This window comes from Corynebacterium alimapuense (assembly GCF_003716585.1).
Lineage (GTDB): Bacteria > Actinomycetota > Actinomycetes > Mycobacteriales > Mycobacteriaceae > Corynebacterium > Corynebacterium alimapuense.
Genome location: NZ_PTJO01000001.1, coordinates 213,237 through 236,190, shown reverse-complemented (window position 1 = coordinate 236,190; position 22,954 = coordinate 213,237). Strand labels below are relative to the sequence as shown.

Genomic DNA, 22,954 nt, shown 5'->3' with positions numbered 1-22,954 from the left:
AACTTGGCACAGACGTATGTTTGCTAGCGGATACTTGGTTGGCGGCTGTACATTATTAGTGCCGTTAAAGCATGCTCGTAAATCCGAAGGGAACCATGACCATTCAGACCGCGACCCATAGCGTGGGGCGAAAAGCTCTCGCGCTTGTGACGGCCCTAGCCACTGCGATGGCCATGATGGTATTTGTCGGTGCCGGAGAAGCCACCGCCAACAATCGAGGCTGGCTGCGCGCTGACGCCACCGGTAGCTGTGAGTGGGATGCTGCTCGCTACTGGGTTCAACGCTGTGATGTTTATTCGCCCTCTACTGGGGAAAACATTACGGTCCAGGTCCAGCCGGCCAATCGTGGTGGCAATGCAGGTCTTTACCTTCTTGATGGCCTGCGTGCTACTGACAATGCCAATGCCTGGACCGTAGATGCCAATGCTCCGGCGCTCTATAACAATGACAACATCACTCTGGTGATGCCGGTCGGCGGTGCTGGTTCCTTCTATGCCGATTGGCAGGGCCCGGCTACCTATGATCTGGAAAACCCAGTCAGCTACCAGTGGGAGACCTTCCTTAGCTCGGAACTTCCGGCCTACTTGGCTGCGAACTTCGGTGTTGCTCAGAACAATAACTCCATCGCTGGCCTATCCATGGGCGGTACTGCGGCATTGACTTTGGCAGCAAAGCATCCAGACCAGTTCCGCCAGGCCTTGTCTTACTCCGGCTACCTAGCCCAGACCATGCCGGGCATGCAGACCATGATGCGAGTGGCACTGCTCGATGCCGGTGGATTCAATATCAACGCCATGTACGGCTCGACGATCAACCCAGAGCGCTTCGCGAATGATCCCTTCCTGAACATGGGCGGACTGGCTGGCAGCGATGTTTATATTTCTGCCGCAACCGGCATTCCTGGTCCCCAGGATTCCAACTACCCGATCAATCTGCAGCTCTCCGGTGCGCCGCTGGAGACTCTGGCGCGTGTTTCCACTCAGATATGGGAACTTAAGGCTCGGGCGCAGGGTCTCAATGTCACTACTGACTACCCGCTGACCGGTATTCATAACTGGACTCAGTTTGGCTCTCAGTTGGAGAAGAGTCGTCCGCGTGTTCTCGATGTGATGAACGCCTGGTAATTAAGCTCGAAGTTTGATCTTTAACAGCCTCGGAGATTATCTCCGGGGCTGTTTTTAATTGAGGGAAAAAGTAGCTATTCGTACCCCTTTCGGCGTGGCCCTAGCCAAACCCTCAAGTTCAACTTAAACTTGATGTATACCTACCGGGTGCGGGCACCTGGCTCCTGACAAAAGTAACGGTTGTCGCTCCGGCGCCGACAGGACTAGTAGGTTGAAAGCGTTATCGTTCGGATTGCCTCATCGGCAGGGAATATGAGAGTGCGAAGGAAGCGTCGACAAACTCCATTGTGGAGCGATGATCGAGGCCTTTTCTGAGATTGCGAGTATTTCTCGGTCGATGGATAGCTGGACGACACTTGTCTCAATAAAATTCTCGACAATAGAATCAGGAACCTCCATATGCGCGACACCGCATCCCTTCCCTTGAAGCGTCAAGGCCGCCGTGCTTGGCTCGCCGCCGCTGCGATCCCAACTACTGTTGCCCTTGGTCTATCAATGGCACCGGTTGCTACAGCACAGAGCTCGCTAGGTTCGAGCTCTTTTTCTGACGGCATCCGCCCTTCGGATCCGGTCGAGCGCACCCCTATTGACACTGAGTACCCCACGGTGGAAAACCTCCCCGCTGGCGTCGAGGTGGAGCGCGTGGAATGGATCAGCGATCGTCGCCTGGCAATCTTCATTAAGTCAGCAGCCATGCCCGATGAGCTCGTCCAGGTTCAGATGCTCTTGGCCCGTGACTGGCACAGCAGCCCCGATCGCAACTTCCCGGAGGTGTGGGCACTGGATGGACTGCGTGCGCGCGACGACGAGAGTGGTTGGACCATCGAGACCAACATCGAGCAGTTCTACGCTGACAAGAACGTCAACGTTATTCTGCCCGTCGGTGGCGAAGCTTCCTTCTACTCGGACTGGCAAGAGCCGGACAACGGAACCCACTACAAGTGGGAGACCTTCCTTATGCAGGAGCTCATCCCGATCTTGGATAACGGCTTCCGCTCTAACCAACAGCGCGCAGTATTCGGCCTGTCCATGGGCGGCACCGCGGCAATGAACTTGGCTCAGCGTTACCCGAGCTTCTTCGAGTTCGTTGGATCCTTCTCCGGCTACCTAGATACCACCTCAACGGGGATGCCTTTGGCTATCGAGGCCGCCCAGGCAGACGCCGGTGGTTACAACAGTGAAGCTATGTGGGGCCCACTGGGTAGCCAGGACTGGGTCGATCATGATCCCAAGCGTGGCATCTCCGAGCTCAAGGATATGACGGTCTATGTCTCCGCAGGTTCAGGCGTTGATGATTTCGGTGACCCAGAGTCTGTGGCCACCGATGTCGCCAACTCCGCTGGCATTGGCCTAGAGGTTCTTTCCCGGATGACCACCAGCACCTTCATGAGCTACGCGAAGGCAGCAGGGGTGGAGCCGATCTCCTTCTTCCGGCCTTCCGGTGTCCACGCTTGGCCCTATTGGCAGTTTGAGATGACCCAGGCCTGGCCTTATATCGCCAACGCTTTTGGTCTCTCCACTGAAGATCGCGGTGCAGATTGCACGACAGAGGGTGCCATCGCTGCCGCAGTCAGTGGACAGACCACTATCGGCAGTTGCGTCAACAATGAGTACCCAGTGGGCGATGATGGCATGCGCCAAGACTTCCGGAACGGCACTGCCTACTGGTCCCCGGATACCGGCGCGCATACGCTATTCGGCGCTATCAACGCTCGCTACAACGCCTTGGAAGGCCCAGCTGGCTGGCTTGGTTTCCCGACCTCTGGAGAGCTTATTGCACCGGATGGGGTCGGCCGCTACGTCAAGTTTGAGAATGGCTCCATCTACTGGAGCCCGAGCACCGGCGCCTGGGAGATCCCGAACGACATGATTGACTCATGGGGTACCGCAGGTTTTGAGACGGGCGACCTTGGTTACCCGACTGCAGGAGCTGCTTCCGTAAATGGTGGTTTGGTGCAGCAGTTCCAGGGCGGCTATGTCATCCGTACCCCCGAAGACGGTGTCCACTGGGTTCGTGGTCTCATCGGTCAAAAGTACGGCGAGATGGGTACCGTGAATTCTGAGCTGGGTTTCCCAACCTCGAATGAATACTTGATCTCCGGTGGTGCTTTCCAACGGTTCGAAAACGGCAATATCTACTGGTCACCTTCCACCGGTGCTCACTTTATTAAGTATGGCGCCATCTTTGACGCTTGGGGTGAAGCCGATTGGGAGCAGGGCGAACTCGGCTTTCCGACTGCCGATCAAACCAGCATTCCTGCTGGTGGCGAGGTCGTAGAGTTTGAAAACGGTACCCTCAGCGAGATAAATGGATCTATTGAAAAGAGCTGAATTGAACATGCGCACTTGGGCTAAAACTGGACTGATCGCCGCCACCTGTGTGAGTGCGCTCGCACTCACCGCTTGCGGAGAGGCGACCGTCGAGGACGATTCCACCACCGCGCCTACTGTGGCACCGCTAGAACGCGGTCCCAGCTCGTCTGAAGCGACGACGGCCGCGGAGAGCTCGGAAGCGCAAAGCCCCATTGCACAAGATCCAGCTACCCCGCAGCCCCAAGATCAAGGGGCCCGCGAAGTTGATGAAGTGCCTGAGCTAGATGCCTCTCGTTCTGCAGAAGACCAAGTTTTTCTCGGCGAACTTAGCGACAACGGTGTCGATATCGTTGGAGTGGAAGATCAGATGATCGGAACCGCGATCACGATTTGCTCTCCAGAGGGTACTGGCATTGATCTGGCTACGGTTCCGGCGGTGGCAGGGCAACTCATTGAGCAGGGCAGAACAGATCTTTCAGCTGAAGAAGTAGCCACGCTTATTGAGGACGCAGCCCGGAAGGCGTATTGCTAGAGCGATGAAAAAAGCACTCACCATTCTGGCCGTAGTGATCCTGATCGTGGTTCTCGGTGTCGGCGCAATGCAATGGATCCGCAGTTCCGAGGAAGATCTGACCTCGCCGGAAGCAGGTGCTCCGGGCGAGGCTGTGGAGCAGCCAGAATGGTGCCCAGCAGTGGAGGTAGTCTCTGCCCCAGGTACCTGGGAATCAGCCAAAGGTGATGACCCGATCTATCCCACGGCTAACCCCTATAGCTTTATGCTCTCGGTTACTCAGCCGCTGCAGGAGCGATATTCAGCAGACGACGTCAAAGTTTGGACCCTGCCGTATACAGCAGAGTTTCGGAACATCAATTCCCCCGATGAGATGACCTACGACGAATCCCGGCAGGAGGGACGGCTGACACTAGAGACCGAGCTGATTACTATGCATGAGCAATGTCCTGCCACCGATTATGTCCTCGCTGGCTTTTCGCAGGGAGCAGTGATCGTCGGAGATATTGCAAATGCGATTGGGCAGGGCAATGGCCCGGTTCCGTCTGAACGGATTAGGGGAGTAGCGGTAGTAGCTGATGGCCGCCGAGAGCCTGGTGTTGGTCAGGTGCCGGGTAACCCGGTTTCTGGGGTCGGCGCAGAGGTGTCCCTGGAAGCTCTGAACCTGCTCGTACAGCCGGTTGTTCCCGGCGCCACCATGCGAGGGCCTCGCGAGGGAGGGTTCGGAACTATCAACGATCGAACCTTCGATATTTGTGCGCCGGATGACAGTATCTGCGATGCCCCGCTGGGAGTCGGCACTGCACTTGATCGTGCGTTAGCTCTGGTAGCGGCTAATGGGGTCCATGCGATGTATGCCTCAAATCCGAACGTAATACCCGGGACTACCACCAACGCGTGGCTGGTCGACTGGGCAATCGATCTGATTGATAACTAGCTCAAAGCGCCTTACAAGTAACGAAAGTATTACAGCGAGGGACTAACAGGTGACAGGTCAGCTCTGTTAGGTTGGCATATAAAACTGTTTTCCCCACAAGTGGATGCAATATATAAGGAGAAGCATGGACCTGAAAGCGGCGATGAGCCAATTCTTCAATGACAAGGGCGAAATCGTTCTTGCTCCGCAGCTGACGCTGGCCGGACTTGCAGAATTGATGTACCAAGGGGACCTGCAGCTCGGTGGCGGAGATCGTCATTGCCTGCGGTACTGGGATTTCTCCGAATCCCGAGAAGGTACCCCTGTGGACTTCACTCGCACCGAGATCAATACTCGGATCAAGTCCGTCGCGGCTCGGCTGCAGCAGGTTGGCAAGATCGGCGATCGAGTCGCTGTCATGGCTAATAACTCTCCGGAGTACATTTTTGGCTTCGCGGGCGCTCTCTACGCCGGGATGACCCCGGTGCCGCTCTATGATCCCTCTGAGCCTGGTCACGCCGATCATTTGGAGGCTGTGTTTGCGGACTGCCAGCCCAGCTTCGTGCTGACCAACTCCAGCTCTGCGGCGGCTGTGCGTACGCACTTTTCTGAGGTTCCCTCTCGTGAGCGGCCCCGGATCTTGGCCGTGGATTCACTGCCGGACACGCTTGCTGCTTCCTTTGTTAATCCCATGATGACTCTGCAGGGCCAGCAGATCATGGCGTCTATGACGACGATGCCAGTCGATCAGCCAGCGTTTTTGCAGTACACCTCAGGTTCTACCCGCAGCCCGGCTGGAGTGCAGCTGACCAACCGTTCCATTTTGACCAATGTGCTGCAGATTTTCGTCGGTGCACGTCTGCGCACCCCATTGCGCTTGGTTTCTTGGCTCCCGCTGCACCACGACATGGGTATTATTCTCGCCCTGTTCGTCACCATCATGGGCCTGCCCAATGAGATTATGGCTCCGCGTGACTTTATCCAGCAGCCCAAGCGTTGGATCGATCAGCTCAATCGTCGAGACAGCGATGAGGGCGTCTCGGTTTATGCCGTCGTCCCCAACTTCGCTCTCGAACTGGCTGCGCGCTACGGAAAGCCTAAAGCCGGAGAATCACTCGACCTCTCTGCACTTGACGGCATCATCATCGGTTCTGAGCCGGTCACAGAGAAGGCTCTGACGAGTTTCCTTGACGCATTCAGTGACTATGGGCTCAATCGATCTGTGCTTCGTCCTTCCTATGGTCTGGCAGAAGCCTCCCTGTTGGTAGCTACTCCGCAGTCCCCTGAGCGCCCGGTTATTTCCTACTTTGATCGCGATAAGTTGGCAGCAGGTGAGATGGACTTCGTTGAATCCGATTCTGCGGCTGCCGTGTCATTTATCTCCAATGGGCAGGTCGTTCGCCCGCAATCGCTGACCATCGTCGACCCAGAGACTCGCGCTGAGCTGCCCGATGGCAGCATCGGAGAGCTGTGGGCCAAGGGCGATAACATGGCTGCTGGCTACCTTGGCCGGGAAGAAGAGTCCGCCGCTACCTTTGCCAACGTTCTGGGTGAGCGACTTGCAGAGGGCTCTCGCGCTGAGGGCGCCGATGACGAGCGTTGGTTGGCCACCGGAGATCTCGGGGCCATCGTCAATGGTGAAATTTACATCACCGGAAGACTCAAGGACCTTATTGTTATCGCTGGGCGCAATCACTACCCGCAGGACATCGAGCACACTGTGATGAAGACCACCGAGCATGTGCGTCCAGATTCCCTTGCGGCATTCTCGATTGAAGGCGATGACTCGGAGCAGCTTGTCTTGATCATTGAGCGTGCCGATGACGCTGATCCCGCTGGTGACTTAGCTGCCGTGGAAGCGATTCGAGCAGCCGTTTCTTCCCACCATGGACTAACTCCAGCCGATATCAAGTTCATGGGACCGAATGAGATCAACCGCTCATCTTCCGGTAAAATCGCACGTCGCGTTGTGCGGAAGACCTACCTTTCTTCTTAGTAGGTTTTCGATCGAATACCGGGGTGTCACATTGAGGCGCGAACCGGCGATAGACCTCGTGTTAGCCACCTTCCTCCTCCACTAGGAGGATGGACCCGATCCGCCGTAGTTTAGAAGGATGTCAGTTTCCATGAATGAGAGCCAGCCCACCGCGCCGATGACCGTCGAGCAACTGCGGGGGTGGCTTCGTGACTGGATCGTCTCTACCACCGGCCTGCCAGCTGAAGAAGTCACTGGCTCCAAGCCGTTGGAGAACTTTGGATTATCCTCCCGCGATGCCGTTGTGCTTTCCGGCGAATTAGAAAACCTCTTAGGTGTGCAACTCGATGCCACCATTACTTACGAGTACCCCACCATCGATGCGCTCGCTCAACGGCTGATCGATGGCGAGCCCGTCACTCGTGAGCGCACCCGATCTCGTAGTAGGTATTCCGCCTCTGCATCTTCTCCAGGTACCCACGACATCGCGGTCGTCGGAATGAGCGGTCGGTTCCCCGGTGCCGGAGACTTGTCGGAATACTGGGCCATGCTGGTCGAGGGCCGCGATGGCACCGGCCCGTTGCCGATCGGGCGTTGGTCCGAATACGCCGGTGATGATGTGTTGTCCGCCAAGATGGCAGAGCAGAACTTGGCTGGTGGCTATCTCGATGATCTCGCTTCTTTTGATGCTGAGTTTTTTGGTCTTTCGCCGATCGAGGCTGCGAACATGGACCCGCAACAGCGCATCATGCTTGAGATCACCTGGGAAGCGCTGGAAGCTGCCCATTTGGCTCCCAGTGATCTGCGTGGCGCACCTGTCGGGGTGTTCCTCGGCTCATCGAACAATGACTACGCCATGCTTATTTCTTCGGACCCAGCGGAGGCACACCCCTATGCCTTGACTGGTACCGCTAGCTCCATTATTCCCAACCGTATTTCCTATGCTTTCGACTTCCGCGGTCCTTCTGTGTCTTTGGATACCGCTTGTTCCTCCTCCCTGGTGGCAGTTCACCAGGCGGTACGTTCTCTGCGGGAGGGCGATTCCGATGTTGCCGTCGCCGGTGGCGTTAATGTTCTTGCTTCCCCGTTTGTCTCCACTGCCTTTGGTGATCTCGGAGTACTGAGCCCGAGTGGCCATATCCACGCTTTCTCTGATGAGGCTGACGGGATCGTGCGTTCCGATGGTGCCGGAGTGCTCATCCTCAAGCGGGTGGATGATGCAGTCGCCGATGGTGATGAGATTCTTGCGGTCATTAAGGGCTCAGCAGTCAACTCTGATGGGCACTCCAACGGGTTGACCGCGCCGAATCCGGAAGCCCAGATTGATGTCCTCAATCGTGCTTACGCTGATGCTGGACTGGATCCTTCGGAAGTCGATTATGTCGAGGCCCACGGAACCGGAACCATCCTCGGTGATCCCATCGAAGCCACCGCGCTCGGTGAGGTCCTAGGTGCTGGCCGCGAAGCAAAGAATCCGACTTTGTTGGGTTCCGCGAAGTCGAACATCGGACATTCTGAGTCCGCTGCGGGCGCTGCCGGCCTGATCAAGGTTGTCCAGGCTATGTCGCATGGTGTGATTCCGCCGTCCCCGAATTTCGAGTCGCCCAACCGCTATATTGACTTCGATGCTGAGCACTTGGAAATGGTTGAAGATCCGCGTGAATGGCCGGAGTACTCCGGGCGCAAGCTCGCTGGCGTCTCCGGTTTCGGCTTCGGCGGTACCAACGCTCATGTGGTCGTATCTTCGTATGATCCGGCCGATTATGAGATCCAGGCGGTATCCCACCCGGCACAGTTGGTTGACCCAGAACAGCCGAATGCCGTGGCGCTGCCGATCTCGGGGATGCTGCCTTCGCGACGTCGCCAAGCGGCCGCAGATGTAGCCGATTTCCTCGAGGGACGCGAGGACACCGATTTGGTCCCGCTAGCGCGTTCCCTCGCTCGGCGTAACCATGGCCGCTCCCGTGCTGTGATCAGCGCAACCAACACTGTTGACGCTGTCCGTCGTCTGCGCCAAGTAGCCGAGGGCAAAGTCTCCGTCGGCATTGATGTCGCGGATGCTCCAGCTGCTGTTGGTCCGGTCTTTGTCTACTCCGGTTTCGGTTCTCAGCACCGCAAGATGGCCAAAGATCTGATTGAGATTTCCCCGCTGTTTTTGGATCGGATGACCGAGCTGGACGTATTTATCGACCGCGAGGTTGGTTGGTCGGTGCTTGAACTGGTTCGGGATGATGCGCAGACTTATGACACTGAAACTGCACAGGTAGCCATCACCGCGATCCAAATCGCATTGACTGACCTCCTAGCCAGCTTCGGGGTTCGGCCCGCAGCAGTAGTTGGTATGTCGATGGGTGAGATCGCCGCTGCCTACGCAGCCGGTGGCCTTAGCGCAGAGGATTGCCTACAGATTGCTTGCCACCGCGCTCGGTTGATGGGCGAAGGCGAAAAATCCCTGCCAGAAGACCAACTTGGTGCCATGGCTGTGGTTGAGCTGTCTACCGAAGAGTTGGCCGCACTCGGCGAGCACGATGAGAAGTTCGCGGGAATTGAACCTGCGGTGTACGCAGGTCCGGGAATGACCACCGTGGGAGGTCCTCGAGAGGCGGTTACCGCGCTCGTCGAAAAGCTTGAGGCAGAGAGCAAGTTCGCCAGACTGCTCAACGTTAAGGGCGCTGGGCACACCAGCGCTGTGGAGCCGCTACTCGGCGAGCTCGGATTCGAGACCGCAGGTATCTCCCCACAACCGCTGCAGATTCGGTTGTTCTCATCGGTAGACCGCGGGCTGGCCCATGAGCCTGGTACTACAGTTCACGACACCGACTACTGGTTGCGCATGACCCGTCAGCCGGTGTACTTCCAAGATGCCATCGAGGTCGCCTTTGCTCACGGCCACAACACTTTGGTGGAGATTTCCCCAAACCCCGTGGCAATGATGGGGATGATTAATACTGCCTTTAGCGTTGGCAAACCGGACGCTCAATTGCTGTTCGTACTCAAGCGCAAGGTCAACGTTTCAGACTCAGTGCGCGAGTTGTTAGCCAAGCTCTACACCAGTGGCGATCAGGTGGACTTCTCTGCCGTCTATGGTGACGGGCCAGTTCTATCCGCGCCGGTGACCACATGGAAGCATCAGCAATACTGGACCAATGCTCGACCTTCGAGCAACCACACCGCGAGCCTGCCGGGTACTCGGGTCAACCTACCCGGCGGCGTGTCAGCATTCACAACTAACGCCGATCAAATTCCCTCCGCGCTAGCGTTGCTTGAGCGCGCGGCTGAGGTCGTTGAACCGAACTCCCAGCTGGTTGCGGCCGAAGAACATGCCATGCTGCCGGCCCAAGGCGAGATCACCACGGTTGCGACTCGAACCATTGGTGGCCTAGCGATCGCAGTGCACCATATTGATGGCAATAACGCCTCCAGCCTGCTGGCAGAAGGCTTCGCCAGCTCACTGGGCCTGGGCGCCCAACAGATTTCGCCCGGTGTGCAATCACCTCAGCCCTCCGCGGTGGTCGAGCCCTCCATCGGTGGATTCTTCGCGGATGAGGATCTCGAAGTCGAATCGCTACGCTGGTCGCGCTCTTCTGGCGAGAGCATTGAAGAACGCCTGCGCGCCATCGTCTCAGAGTCGATGGGATATGACGTCGATGATCTGCCCGGCGAACTGCCGTTGATCGATTTAGGCCTGGATTCCCTCATGGGTATGCGCATTAAGAATCGGGTGGAAAATGATTTCCAGATTCCGCCGTTGCAGGTCCAAGCGCTTCGCGACGCCTCGGTAGCCGATGTCGTCACGCTCGTTGAAGAAGCTGTCACACAGAAGGAAGCCGAAAGCGGAGTTTCGCTGGAGCAGGGTGCGCCCGCCTCCGAGAGCAGCGGGAACACCGAGACCACGATCGCTCCAGCCCTGCAGACGTCTGCCAACACCTCCGGTGACGATACTGAGTCAGCTGAAGGAGTTGGTGTTGCACCTCGTGATGCCTCCGAGCGCTTGGTTTTCGCCGCTTGGGCTTCTATCACTGGCAAAGCCGCAGCTGGAGTAACCAGCCGACTGGCGACCATCGATAGTGATATCGCGACGAAGATCGCTGAGCGCTTGAGCGAGCGTTCCGGATTAGCCATCACTGCTGTGCAGGTCATGGAAGCCGAAACTCTCGAGCCGCTGGCCAACCTGGTCCGCGAGGGACTTGAGACCGAAGTCGAGGGCAATATTCGCGTCCTGCGCGCCCGGCCTGCGGGATCTACTAGCCCGAGCGTGTTTCTTTTCCACCCAGCAGGTTCCTCGACAGTGGTCTACCAACCACTCATGCGCCGCCTACCGGAAGATGTCCCAGTCTATGGTGTGGAACGGCTAGAAGGCAGCCTCGAAGATCGTGCCGCCGCCTATCTCGATGAGATTCGTGAATACGCAGCCGGGCAACCGGTAGTCCTCGGTGGCTGGTCCTTTGGTGGCGCTCTCGCCTATGAGGTTGCCTATCAGCTACTGGGTACTGATGTTGAAGTTTCGTTCATTGCACTGCTCGATACCGCTCAGCCTTCTGAACCTGTGCCGGACACCCTGGAAGAGACCAAAGCGCGGTGGGAGCGCTACAGCGCCTTCGCCAAGCGCACCTACGGTCTCGATTTCCCGGTGCCATTCGAACTGCTAGAGACCGCCGGAGAAGAAGCGATGCTCGGCATGCTTGAGCAATTCCTTGCTACTACCGACGCCTCCGAGCACGGTTTGGCAGCAGGTGTCCTTGAACACCAGCGTGCCAGCTTCGTGGACAATCGGATTCTGGACAAGCTAGATTTTGCTCGCTGGGCAGCGGTAGATGTGCCGGTCCTACTTTTCCGAGCTGAGCGGATGCATGCTGGTGCCATTGAGCTAGAACCCCGCTACGCTGAGATTGACCCAGACGGTGGCTGGTCGGCTATCGTTGATCAACTGGATATCATTCAGCTCTCCGGTGACCACCTAGCGGTTCCCGACGAACCGGCCATCGGCGTGGTTGGTGCGCACATGACCAAGCGCATCAAGAGCTTAGACAGCTGAAGTACTAGTGAAGGCAGTGGTGATCAGTGACTGAGAGCTCGACGGCGAGCAGGCTAGCCGATCTGCGTGTCCGCTTGGACAAAGCGCAAGATCCAGGCAGTGAACGCGCTCGGCTACGCCGTGATGAAGAGGGACGAACAACGCCTCGACAGCGAATTAGTGCGCTCCTGGATGAAGGGAGCTTTGTCGAAGTTGGCGCTTTAGCAAAAACTCCCGGCAATCCGGATGCAGTCTATTCTGACGGCGTAGTCACCGGTTATGGGCATATCGATGGCCGTCCGGTGGCTATCTATGCTCACGATAAATCCGTCTACGGCGGCTCCGTCGGCGAGGCTTTTGGCCGTAAAGTTGTCGAGGTCATGGAGATGGCGATCAAGATTGGGTGCCCGGTCATCGGCATCCAAGACTCTGGTGGCGCCCGAATCCAAGATGCAGTGACCTCCTTGGCCATGTACTCGGAGATCTCGCGTCGGCAGCTGCCGCTTTCTGGACGTAGCCCCCAGATTTCGATCATGCTGGGCAAATCTGCTGGTGGCGCGGTCTATGCTCCAGTGACCACTGACTTCGTCATTGCCGTCGATGGGCAGACCGAAATGTATGTCACTGGTCCTGCAGTGATCCGCGAAGTCACTGGCGAGGATGTCACCTCTGCTGAACTGGGCGGGGCCCGCCAACAGGAGCTCAATGGCAATATCTCCGCGGTGGTTGCTAGCGAAGATGAAGCCTTCGACTTTGTGCGGGACTTGCTCGATCACCTTCCACTGACGTGCTACGACCCGGCGCCGGTTTTCGATGCGCCCAGTGATGAAGAGATCTCTGAGGCAGAAGAACTCGACCTGTTTATGCCCAATGACTCCAACGCGGGCTATGACATGCTTGACCTGCTGGTTTTGCTCGGAGATGATTCCCAGCTGGTGGAGATCCAGGCAAACTACGCACCGAACTTGATCACTGCCTTTGGTCGAATTGATGGTCGCGCCGTTGGCTTCGTTGCCAATAACCCAATGCACTTCGCCGGCTGTATTGATGCCGACGCCGCTGATAAAGGCGCACGGTTTGTTCGTATCTGCGATGCCTATAACATTCCGTTGGTCTTTGTGGTCGATACCCCGGGCTACCTGCCAGGCGTTGATCAAGAACGCGCCGGTCTGATTCACCGCGGAGCCAAGCTGGCCTTTGCCGTCGTGGAATCGACTGTCCCTAAAATCACGCTCATCGTGCGTAAGGCCTATGGCGGAGCATATGCCGTGATGGGTTCGAAAAACCTCAGCGGTGATATCAACTTGGCTTGGCCTACCGCCCAAATCGCTGTCATGGGTTCAGCAGCGGCGGTAGTGATGATTCAGGGAAAGCAGCTCGCAGCGGCTCCGCCGGAACAGCGTGGCTACCTCAAGAAACTATTCATGGACTTCTATGACGAGAACATGACTAGTCCTTATGTTGCCGCCGAGCGTGGCTATCTCGATGCGATGATCCAGCCGCGGGATACCCGACTGGCGCTTCGTCGAGCGGTACGTCAGTTGGCGGATAAACAAGAGCAGGATCTGCCGAAGAAGCACACCATTATGCCGATGTAACGCAATTACCTTTCGCCATCGATGTAGTTGGTACAAGTCATAAATCTGGAAAATTCATTCTTAAGGAGCAATAAAATATGCTGAGCACCGCAATCGATCTTTCCGGGGATATCATCAACTACTTCTTCATGATCATCAACCAAATTTCTTTCACTGTTAGCAGCATGAGCAGCTAAAGCTCAGTCAGAAAGAGCAATGGCGCCGGCCACCCCAGTTATCGGGGCGGCCGGCGCCATTAGTTTCTGTGGCTAGGCTCAGGCAATCGCGGTGGATTTAGCGCGAATGACAAATCTCGCTACTATCCGCCATCCGAGCATCAACAGCCCGGACATTACTGTGGCCACGATGATGAAGGACCAATGTGGGAATTCTCCATTGCGCAGCCCCCAGATTGCCAAACCGGTCACCGCAGTGATGGCCCAAGCTAATACACCCGCAGGCGCCAGTTGGGCTCCATCCCAGTGCGCCAAGACGATGATCATCCAGGCCACGGCGACTCCGATCAAGAACGGCCAGAGGGTACTGAGCCAGCCGGAAACATTGAGCGGCATCTCTTCGGTTTGGTGGGCCACTCGGGCCAAAAACGCAAAGATGGTGATGGCGACGACATCGGCGGCAAGAGCGGAATACCTGTTCATGCCACTGATTCTAGCGGTCAGCTACTGGTTGTTCATCGGGTAGGGGATCTCTAGCCTTGAGCCCACGACGAGCGTAGTACAGGAAATAGACCACCCAGCCGACTGTCGCTGCCAGCACAAAGGAGATCAGCCGGTAGAGCAACGCGACCCCAGTAGCGTTGACCGCGGTCAGCCCGGAGGCAACTAGCGCGGTGAAGATGGCAGCATCTACGGTCCCGAGCCCGCCGGGTGTTATTTGGGCGGAACCTGCAATTTTCGCAGAGGCATAGACCAGCAATACGCCCATGATCGTGGTGTGCTCAGGCGAGGCCTCCAACCAGGGAAGCTCGCCAGTGACCGCCCAGATGCTGGCCCAGATGGTCAGAGCATCTAATAGCCGGTTGGCTAATGACCATCCTGCGCTGGCGAAGAATCGTTGCGGTGACATCTTCACCGAGTTCAACTGCCGGATCTGTCCGATGACTGTTTCGAGCCCAGCTTCTCGACGCCGGCGGAGTATTCGGTTGAACTTGGGCACTAAAGCGCGTGCCCACCGCTCGATCCAGCGCGGATTATTGGTCGCCCAGTACACCGCCCAAGACAATAGAACGGTGGCCACCAGAGTCACCAACAGTGAGCTAACACTGACCTGAGCACCGAGGAAAAACACTGCTGAAGCTCCGATGAGCACCAGCCACATGGTCGACAACGCGGAGGAAAGCACGAAAAACCAGCCGCAGAGGATGGCGCTGGCGCCCCAGCCGCGTTGGACTCGATAGGTCAAGATTGCGGAAAATGCAGGCCCGCCAGGCAACGTGGTGGACCATGAGTTTGATGCCAAGGTAATGGCGGTGGTTTCCGTCAACGCTACGGAGGTTCCACCTGCTCGTATAAGCAGGCGCATGACTTCGGCCATTGCCAGCAGTGAGGCGCTAGCGGTGGCTACGGCTAGCGCCACTCCTGGCAGATGCATATCGGAGAGGCGACCTATTCCTTCTCCTAGAAACGGAAGCTCATCACGGAAGAACATTCCGAGTGCCGCGAGGACTGCCAGTGGCGCAAGCCACCTTGTCCAAGGGTTGATGAGCGCCCGTTTCATTACCTGCACTCGCGGCTACCGTCCCAGCTGCCGAGGGTTGTCCTCATCCGATTGCAGTCTGCGCATTAACTCGGCGAAAGGAATCAGCTCATCATCATCGCGTGTGCTGCGGCCACTGCGTGCCGCCTCTTCCTCATCCACGACGATGGCGGAGTCAATCAGTAGCTCAGCGTCTTCGGGATGCTTATCGACGTCGCTTTCCTTTGCAGTTGGCGCAGGGGTCTCGCTGTGGCCGAGCTTGTGGTAAATCTTGCGCACCAATGGTGGTGCCCACCAGTTGTCATCTTGCAATAGGTGCATGACTGCGGGCACGAGCATCATACGAATGATGGTCGCATCGATTGCTAACGCAGCGATCATGCCGAAGGCAATGTATTTCATCATGACGATCTCTGAGAAAGCGAATGCTCCGGCTACCACGATCATGATCAGGGCAGCGGCGGTGATGATCGATCCGGTTCTGGCAGTGCCGTACTTGATGGCATCGTCGGTACTTTCTCCTCGGTCTCTGGCTTCGACCATCCGAGAGACGAGGAACACTTCATAGTCGGTGGACAGTCCGTAGACGATAGCCACGATCAGGACCAGCACCGGAGACATCAACGGACCTGGAGTGAAGTTGAACAGGTCCGCGCCGACTCCGCTGACGAAGATGGCGGTGAGAATACCCAAGGTGGCACCGAGTCCGAGGACTGTCATAATGACCGCCTTCGCGGGCAAGATCAACGAGCCAAAGACAGCTGCCATAAGCAAGAATGTTGCGATGACAATATAGAGCGCCATCCACGGCAGCTTCTCGAGGAGTGCCTCAATTGACTCGATCTCCATGGCGGGGGTGCCGCCGATGTAGACATTGACCCCTTCGGGGATATCGAGGGCGCGTAGTTGGTCGATGACTTCTTCGTTGTAGTCTCGGTCGGCGATTCCAGCAGAGAGCACCGTAGTGCCATCTACTGTGCCGGAGTCTGGGGAGAAGGGTGAGGACAAGCCCTCGATATCGCGGGTTTGAACGTAGATATCGACCAATTGAGTTTCGGTGGCGTCAGTGACTACCAACTTGACCGGTTCGGTACGGAAAGCCGGGAAGCTGTCATTGAACTCATCCTGCGCGACGCGAGTCTCGTTATCCGGCGGAAGGTATGTCTCGTTGATACCTCCGAATTTCACCCCAGTCAGCGGGATGGTTAGCGCGATGAGCACACCTGCGACTACCACCGTGACCAGCTTGGCGTGACGCATAGACCACGCAGGTATCCGGAACCAGAGAGTGTCTTCCAGCCGCCTGGCGGTGCGCTTGGTCTTCCGGATAGACCACTTGTCTATATTGCGGCCAAGGAGTCCAAATAGAGCTGGCAGTACCGTTACCGACAGCAATGCTGCCAAGGCCACCGCGGAGATCGCTCCATAGGCAACTGATTTGAGGAATGCCTGCGGGAACACCAGGAGTCCAGAGAGAGCTACCGCTACCATCGCGGCGGAAAAGACCACAGTCTTGCCTGCGGTAGATGTGGTGGTGATAACCGCATCTTTTACTTCTTTACCGCGGTCGAGTTCCTCACGGAATCGCGAGACCATGAACAATCCATAATCGATGGCCAAGCCCAGCCCAAGCAAGGTGACCACGGATTGGGCGAAGACGTTGACCTGGGTTACCCCGGCCAGAACCGACAGGATGCCTAGTGATCCAGCGATCGAAAGAACTCCCACGATCAAAGGCATAAAAGCCGCGACGACTGAGCCGAAGACCACTAGCAATAGCAGTGCCACCACTGGCAGGGCAACGACCTCAGCGCGAACGATGTCGCCAGCCATGCCTTCATCGAGGGCATCAGCCACAGCGGTCGCGCCACCAATCTGAGTGGTTACTCCCTCCGGTGGATTCTCAGGAACCAGTGAGTCTTTGACCTCCCGGAAGTCCTTCAGAGTTTGTTCGCCATCGCCGCTGAGACCAATCGAGGCAAAAGCTTGGGTGCCATCGTCGTTGATTAGTTGTACGTTACGAGTGTTGAAATAGCTGGTGACGGTGTCGATCTGATCGGGATAGGTTGCCTCTAGCTGATCCAAGTGGGTAGCCAGAGATTCGAAAATCACTGGGTCATTGAGGGTCTGCCCTGACGCTGCTTCCGTCTCAAACAAGAGGATGACGTCACCGTTGTTATCGCGCCCGAAGGTCTCGAGCTCGATGGCAGCAGCTGCGGTGGAGGCTGATCCAGGATCATCCCAGCCTTCCTGGCTCATTCGCTCGCCGAGTCGTAGACCGAAGAGCACGTAGAGAACCAAGATGGCCGCGATGATGAGCAACGGCACGATGCGCCGGTGCTGGTAGGAAAAATTTCCCCACTTGTGGAACATAGCGTCTCCCTTTCCTCAGGCGAGTTAGTGGCCGCGTCCCGACAGCAGCGCGGACAGTGGGCGGAAAGGCTGGAGCCACGCACCGTGGTCAGGTAGGGAATCGAGGCTGATGCGCGGTAGCGGCTCGCGGAACACATTGGGGATTTCCTCGAGATCAATGAAATTGATGGTCTCAGAGGCAACCGCCCAAGCGGCGTGCTCGTGGAAGCCGATGACGGTGACGGGTAGTCCTTCGGCAATGAGTTCGTCGATGATCTCTTTGAAGTTCTGACCATCAGCAGACGCAATAACTAAGCCCTTGAGTACACCTTCGCTGTGGCGACGGCGAATATGGGTGAGCATGTCCGGATCGACGTCAGAGTCCTCGTCGGTTTTGGGCTTGGCAAAAACCGCAAAACCGACGTTCCGCAGTGCTTCGACCCAGGGGCGGATCACATCAGCGCCACCCTGGGTGACGTTGGTGAACACGGTAGCTTCGGCTTCGACGTGGGTGCCAGCGGTGTGGGAGAGCATTCCAGCTCGACCCAAAAGCCATCGGCCGATGGCATCGAAGCGCGGGCGATAAGCAGCGGTCGGACGCCCGCCCAGAATGGAACCTAGTCCCATATCAAGGTTGGGGGCATCCCAGACCAAGAGGAGGCTGTCTGGGCTGCTGGCAGGTGCTCCGTCGTAGTGATGGGTGTATTCGTGCAGGTCGCTCACAGAGTCTCGCTTCTTAATAGAATTTTAGGCCGGCTCTTGTGAGCGCTGCCAGAGGAATTCGGTGATGACATGGGACTTGTCTAGCCCCTTGCCTTCGAATTTGGTGATGACCTGACGGTCGACCAGCTGAGGGCAGTCTTGCCAAGGCCAGTCGTGGTATTCCAACAGAGGTTCTACATCGACTAATTCAGAGATCCATTGTGCATAATCGGCGTGATCGGTGGCTACATGCAGTACCCCGCCAGGTTTGAGCCGGGAAGCGATCAAGTGCAAAGTGCCGGACTGGATCAGACGGCGCTTATGGTGACGTGCTTTCGGCCAAGGATCGGGGAAAAAGATCCGCACTCCGTCAAGTGAAGCCGGACCGAGCATCCGAGCAAGCACCTCGACGCCATCTCCGCGGATCATGCGAATATTGTCGAGGTCTTCGCGCAGGATCGAGCCGAGCAGCTTGGCTAGACCGGGTTTATAGAGTTCGACAGCGATGATGTTGGTGTCGGCTTCTAACGGAGCCATGGCGGCGGTGGAAGTGCCAGTGCCCGATCCGATCTCTACGATCGTCGGAGCATCTTTCCTGCCAAACCAGGTATCTAGGTCTATCGGCTCATCGCTGAGAACTTTGCCCAGTTGTGGCCAGTGCTCATCCCAGCGCTTTTCTTGGTTCTCAGTGAGCGTTCCACGGCGGAAGCTCACCGTGCCCAAGCGAGGGTATTCGCGGTCGTCGTCGAAGTTGGTCTGCAGAGGTCGACCCGCAGGCAGATCCCCTAGGGGGGTTTGCTCTGGGCTTGGCTCTGGAGAAGAAATGGGGGTATTGGAAAAATCAGAAATAGACATCACTTCTTATTCTTCCCCCACAGTGGGGAAAGTTCAATATTACACCTCTTATATTTGGGTTTCCTGTTGCGGGAACTGCTCTCCTGGGACATCCTGAACTGAGAACCGGACCTTGGGGGAGGGGTGGGTCGTGGATACGCCGAAGCTCTTTGTTGATGCCGCTGATTGGGCGCATGCCAGAGATTTCGGCTGTCCGGTTGGAATTGGCTTGCGCCGAGTGCTCAGTGAGCTCACTGGAGACCCTCGAGTTGGCGCCTGCACGTTGACTGTTTCAGTGCCGCTGCCAGATTGGGGATATCGAGAGGTTGCAGTTGCCTGGCCAGGATTGAACCAGGGGGCAGATGTGGTTGTGCTGGTTCATTCTGGGCCGGTGACTGCGCTCATGCGTTCACGTATTTGCGCTGGTCCTGCACTGGTGATCGTGGTCCCAGATCTAGGGGAGCAGTCTCGCCAACTGGTGGCAACGCGACTGGCTGGTGGGGATCTTCTGGTTGCACGAGGCAGGATATTAGTGGGGCAACTACATTCGCTGGCGTTGAAGCACCCGGAAGTCGCGCAACAGCTGAGAGCGATAGCCGGGCCGGCACTTGCTCCTCCCGAGAGGCTGGCTCAGGTGGCAATCATCGGACCGGATGCAGCTGCTTGCGGTCATCTTTCTGCTGAACTTGAGGGCGTAGAAGTTGTCGATGGAGCCGAAGTGGATGTGGTGATTGCACTTGCTCCCAGCCGGGGCTGGGTAGCTTCAGATGCGCCCACGTTGGTTGATGCTGCTCGGCGGGCTGGACGTTTGATTTCTACTGCTCCGCTTCCGCCAGGGGTATCCGGGAGGGTAGTCCATCCCGGTGCTGAATTAGCTGAGGTGCTAGGGCAGGTGCTCTCGCATCCGCGAGGGGACCAACTGCCGATACCGCGTCCGGGAGCCTGGTACCAGGCAGCTGAACGGCTTCATCGTCGCAGAATCTCGCTACTCGACGCTCGCTTAGTGGAGCTGCGCACTCTAGCTACAACAGACTTCTCGGGTGCCGCTAGCGGCTTGGCTGAGCTTGTGGGCGAGCAGGGAGTGGATTCCCCCGGAACGGAGTTGCCCTCAGGTCCGATCATGTCGCCGTTGCTCTTGGCCGCATTGACCGGAACAGCTTCTGCGCGAGCGCTGTGGCCGATCAATGAAGTGATTGCAGTGCTGGTTGGAGCAGCACTGGCCGCAACGGTTGGATGGATGCGTTGGATAAGGGGGCGTCGAGAAGCTCGTTTGAAGTGGCTCGACCACGAAATCGTACGTATCCGCAGTAGTGGTGGAGTGTCCTGGGGTGAACGCGACGGGCCCTCTGCCTGGCTAAGGCGTGAGTTGGCTGGCGTGCAGGACTGACATGGTGAGGAGGCAGGATGGATGATTGGTTGCTGAGTCTGCACGGACTTGCAGAAATTGGCCCAGAAGGTGTGGTCTCCAGCGATGGGCTTCGGTTTAGCACTGGATCGCAGGATTGGATCCTAGACGGGCAATCGGGCGAAGCCGTGACTCTGGTCGACGGCGGTGGGATGACCGTTTTTGCCGACCTCGACGATGACGGTGAGATCGACCATATCTCCACCGTTCATCATGACGGTCGCTACGAGGTCTATTCCGCCGATCCTCATCGGGCAGCTTGGGGGCTAGAGGGAGGGGAAAGTGAGAAGCAAGGAGCCCCTGAGGTTTTGGATTGGGGTCTGAGCTCTTCTCTCACCCCCGAAATAGGGGCAAATGAAAGTGGCAAATCTCAACAAAACTGCACGTGGCGTCGAATTGAGCAAGGATAAGGTAGCTGGTCATTACCAGTGCCAGAATTGAATATTCAACAGTCCATCAGTGGGCCTGTCGAACAGATAACCTAGGTAGTAGAGACTCTGCCGAGTGACGTACATGTCAGGAGAACACATGACCACCGCCATCAAGGGCCTGGTAGGCCCCGCCCCCACCGACAATGAAAAGCTCCTTTCCTGGATCGCTGAGGCGGTTGAGCTCTTCCAGCCGGAGGCGGTCGTCTTCGCTGATGGCTCACAAGAAGAGTGGGAGCGACTGACCTCGGAGCTGGTTGAAGCTGGAACGCTCATTAAGCTCAACGAGGAAAAGCGTCCCAATAGCTTCCTCGCACGCTCCAACCCGGACGATGTTGCCCGCGTCGAATCCCGTACCTTCATTTGCTCCGATAACGAGGAGGACGCTGGCCCGACCAATAACTGGGTCGCACCGGCGGACATGAAGGCCGAGATGACCGAGGTCTTCCGTGGCGCCATGAAGGGCCGCACCATGTATGTCGTTCCTTTCTGCATGGGACCGATCAGTGATCCGGACCCCAAGCTGGGCGTTCAGCTGACCGACTCTGCCTATGTCGTTTTGTCGATGGCGATTATGACCCGCATGGGCTCCGAAGCGCTCGCCAAGATTGGCACTGATGGCGATTTCGTCCACGCGCTTCACTCCGTTGGCGCTCCGCTGGAGCCGGGTGAGGAAGACACCACCTGGCCGTGCAATGACACTAAGTACATCACTCAGTTCCCGGACACCAAGGAAATCTGGTCCTACGGTTCCGGTTACGGCGGAAACGCCATCCTGGCCAAGAAGTGCTACGCACTGCGTATCGCCTCGGTTATGGCTAAGGAAGAAGGCTGGATGGCTGAGCACATGCTCATCCTGAAGCTCACCTCCCCGGAGGGACAGGCCTACCACATTGCTGCAGCTTTCCCCTCTGCTTGCGGTAAGACCAACCTCGCGATGATCACCCCGACCATCGAGGGCTGGAGCGCCGAGGTCGTCGGAGATGACATCGCTTGGCTGAAGCTACGCGAAGACGGCCTCTATGCCGTCAACCCGGAAGATGGTTTCTTCGGCGTCGCGCCGGGTACCAACTACGCTTCCAACCCGATCGCCATGACCACCATGGAAGCCGGAAACACCCTGTTCACCAACGTCGCGCTGACCGATGACGGTGACATTTGGTGGGAGGACATGGACGGCGAGAAGCCCGCTCACCTCATCGACTGGTTGGGCAACGACTGGACACCAGAGTCTGGTGTCAAGGCAGCTCACCCGAACTCCCGCTACTGCGTGCCGATCGAGCAGTGCCCGGTTGCCGCTCCGGAGTTCGATGACTGGAAGGGTGTCAAGATTGACGCCATCCTCTTCGGCGGACGTCGTCCCGACACCGTCCCGCTGGTTTCTCAGTCCTTCAACTGGGAGCACGGCACGATGATCGGTGCCACCCTCTCCTCCGGCCAGACTGCTGCTTCTGCAGAGGCCAAGGTCGGATCCCTGCGCCATGACCCGATGGCAATGCTGCCCTTCATCGGCTACAACGCCGGCGATTACCTCCAGCACTGGATCGACATGGGCAACACCGGTGGAGACCGGATGCCTCCGATCTTCCTGGTCAACTGGTTCCGCCGTGGCGAAGACGGCCGCTTCCTGTGGCCCGGTTTCGGTGACAACTCTCGCGTGCTCAAGTGGGTCATCGACCGCATCGAAGGCAAGGTTGAGGCTGACGAGACCGTCGTCGGTTACACCGCCCGTGCGGAAGACCTGGACCTGACCGGTCTTGATACCCCGATCGAGGATGTCAAGGAATCCTTGACCGCGCCCGCAGAGAGCTGGGTCACTGACCTAGTTTCCGGCGAAGAATACTTGGAGTTCCTTGGCCCGCGGGTTCCGGCTGAGCTGCATGCACAGCTGGGCAAACTCCGCGAGCGCATTGAAGCTGGCAAGGCCTAATTGCTTGGCTGATGCTTGGCTGATTAATCCGCCTTTTCGAACCAATAATGGTTCGGGGAGGCGGATTTTTGTTTTGAAAGGTTGGCTGTCGGGGCTCGCAGGGTGGAGACACGTATTTTCTCACCAAGGTGTGGTGGGTGAAGACGTATTTTCCCTG

15 protein-coding genes are annotated in these 22,954 nt (G+C 57.4%); 10 read left to right on the top strand and 5 right to left on the bottom strand.

Annotated elements, in window-relative coordinates:
* The first annotated feature begins 95 nt into the window (after positions 1-95).
* From C5L39_RS01055 to C5L39_RS01025, 7 genes are all read left to right on the top strand, one after another.
* Entirely contained in the window at positions 96-1,124 is a 1,029-nt protein-coding gene (locus C5L39_RS01055) for an alpha/beta hydrolase (RefSeq protein ID WP_123047037.1), read from the top strand.
* 399 nt (positions 1,125-1,523) lie between these two features.
* A complete protein-coding gene (locus C5L39_RS01050) occupies positions 1,524-3,455 on the top strand; it encodes an alpha/beta hydrolase-fold protein (protein ID WP_123047036.1) in 1,932 nt (643 codons plus the stop codon).
* A gap of 7 nt (positions 3,456-3,462) precedes the next feature.
* On the top strand, positions 3,463-3,969 hold the full coding sequence (locus C5L39_RS01045; protein ID WP_123047035.1) for a DUF732 domain-containing protein: 507 nt from the start codon (positions 3,463-3,465) through the stop codon (positions 3,967-3,969).
* A 4-nt stretch (positions 3,970-3,973) separates the two neighbouring features.
* Positions 3,974-4,885, top strand: a complete 912-nt coding sequence (locus C5L39_RS01040) for a cutinase family protein (protein ID WP_123047034.1) — start codon at positions 3,974-3,976, stop codon at positions 4,883-4,885.
* Between the two features lie 124 nt (positions 4,886-5,009).
* Positions 5,010-6,860, top strand: coding sequence for a FadD32-like long-chain-fatty-acid--AMP ligase (locus C5L39_RS01035; protein WP_123047033.1), 1,851 nt, complete (start codon positions 5,010-5,012; stop codon positions 6,858-6,860).
* 130 nt (positions 6,861-6,990) lie between these two features.
* A complete protein-coding gene (gene pks13 / locus C5L39_RS01030; RefSeq protein ID WP_123047110.1) occupies positions 6,991-11,874 on the top strand; it encodes a polyketide synthase Pks13 in 4,884 nt (1,627 codons plus the stop codon).
* Positions 11,875-11,900: 26 nt separating this feature from the next.
* The gene (locus tag C5L39_RS01025) at positions 11,901-13,451 is read left to right on the top strand and encodes an acyl-CoA carboxylase subunit beta (RefSeq protein ID WP_123047032.1); all 1,551 of its coding nucleotides are present in this window, start codon (positions 11,901-11,903) and stop codon (positions 13,449-13,451) included.
* A 254-nt stretch (positions 13,452-13,705) separates the two neighbouring features.
* Here C5L39_RS01025 and C5L39_RS01020 read toward each other — a convergent pair whose 3' ends face one another.
* The 5 genes from C5L39_RS01020 to trmB are packed head-to-tail and all read right to left on the bottom strand — an operon-like array spanning position 13,706 to position 19,055.
* Complete coding sequence (locus C5L39_RS01020; protein WP_123047031.1) at positions 13,706-14,089, bottom strand: DUF3054 domain-containing protein; 384 nt, start codon at positions 14,087-14,089, stop codon at positions 13,706-13,708.
* A 10-nt stretch (positions 14,090-14,099) separates the two neighbouring features.
* Positions 14,100-15,167, bottom strand: a complete 1,068-nt coding sequence (locus tag C5L39_RS01015) for a lysylphosphatidylglycerol synthase transmembrane domain-containing protein (RefSeq protein WP_123047030.1) — start codon at positions 15,165-15,167, stop codon at positions 14,100-14,102.
* Between the two features lie 15 nt (positions 15,168-15,182).
* A complete protein-coding gene (locus C5L39_RS01010; protein WP_123047029.1) occupies positions 15,183-17,519 on the bottom strand; it encodes an MMPL family transporter in 2,337 nt (778 codons plus the stop codon).
* Between the two features lie 24 nt (positions 17,520-17,543).
* Positions 17,544-18,221 (bottom strand): NYN domain-containing protein, encoded by a 678-nt coding sequence (locus C5L39_RS01005; protein ID WP_123047028.1) that lies wholly within the window; start codon positions 18,219-18,221, stop codon positions 17,544-17,546.
* 24 nt (positions 18,222-18,245) lie between these two features.
* On the bottom strand, positions 18,246-19,055 hold the full coding sequence (gene trmB, locus C5L39_RS01000; RefSeq protein ID WP_123047027.1) for a tRNA (guanosine(46)-N7)-methyltransferase TrmB: 810 nt from the start codon (positions 19,053-19,055) through the stop codon (positions 18,246-18,248).
* 130 nt (positions 19,056-19,185) lie between these two features.
* On the opposite strand from trmB, the gene C5L39_RS00995 reads away from it, so the two are divergent.
* The 3 genes from C5L39_RS00995 (at position 19,186) to C5L39_RS00985 (ending at position 22,797) form a co-directional block, all read left to right on the top strand.
* Positions 19,186-20,421 (top strand): hypothetical protein, encoded by a 1,236-nt coding sequence (locus C5L39_RS00995; RefSeq protein WP_123047026.1) that lies wholly within the window; start codon positions 19,186-19,188, stop codon positions 20,419-20,421.
* 17 nt (positions 20,422-20,438) lie between these two features.
* The gene (locus tag C5L39_RS00990; RefSeq protein WP_123047025.1) at positions 20,439-20,849 is read left to right on the top strand and encodes a DUF6802 family protein; all 411 of its coding nucleotides are present in this window, start codon (positions 20,439-20,441) and stop codon (positions 20,847-20,849) included.
* Between the two features lie 118 nt (positions 20,850-20,967).
* Positions 20,968-22,797, top strand: coding sequence for a phosphoenolpyruvate carboxykinase (GTP) (locus C5L39_RS00985; RefSeq protein ID WP_123047024.1), 1,830 nt, complete (start codon positions 20,968-20,970; stop codon positions 22,795-22,797).
* Positions 22,798-22,954: the final 157 nt, after the last annotated feature.

Bases quoted from the DNA above. Each gene is read 5' to 3' on its own strand.
- C5L39_RS01045 (WP_123047035.1), top strand. From the start codon at position 3,463: ATGCGCACTTGGGCTAAAACTGGACTGATCGCCGCCACCTGTGTGAGT.
- C5L39_RS01015 (WP_123047030.1), bottom strand. From the start codon at position 15,167: ATGAAACGGGCGCTCATCAACCCTTGGACAAGGTGGCTTGCGCCACTG.
- trmB (WP_123047027.1), bottom strand. From the start codon at position 19,055: ATGTCTATTTCTGATTTTTCCAATACCCCCATTTCTTCTCCAGAGCCA.
- pks13 (WP_123047110.1), top strand. From the start codon at position 6,991: ATGAATGAGAGCCAGCCCACCGCGCCGATGACCGTCGAGCAACTGCGG.
- C5L39_RS01050 (WP_123047036.1), top strand. From the start codon at position 1,524: ATGCGCGACACCGCATCCCTTCCCTTGAAGCGTCAAGGCCGCCGTGCT.
- C5L39_RS01055 (WP_123047037.1), top strand. From the start codon at position 96: ATGACCATTCAGACCGCGACCCATAGCGTGGGGCGAAAAGCTCTCGCG.
- C5L39_RS01035 (WP_123047033.1), top strand. From the start codon at position 5,010: ATGGACCTGAAAGCGGCGATGAGCCAATTCTTCAATGACAAGGGCGAA.
- C5L39_RS00985 (WP_123047024.1), top strand. From the start codon at position 20,968: ATGACCACCGCCATCAAGGGCCTGGTAGGCCCCGCCCCCACCGACAAT.
- C5L39_RS01010 (WP_123047029.1), bottom strand. From the start codon at position 17,519: ATGTTCCACAAGTGGGGAAATTTTTCCTACCAGCACCGGCGCATCGTG.
- C5L39_RS01020 (WP_123047031.1), bottom strand. From the start codon at position 14,089: ATGAACAGGTATTCCGCTCTTGCCGCCGATGTCGTCGCCATCACCATC.
- C5L39_RS00990 (WP_123047025.1), top strand. From the start codon at position 20,439: ATGGATGATTGGTTGCTGAGTCTGCACGGACTTGCAGAAATTGGCCCA.
- C5L39_RS01040 (WP_123047034.1), top strand. From the start codon at position 3,974: ATGAAAAAAGCACTCACCATTCTGGCCGTAGTGATCCTGATCGTGGTT.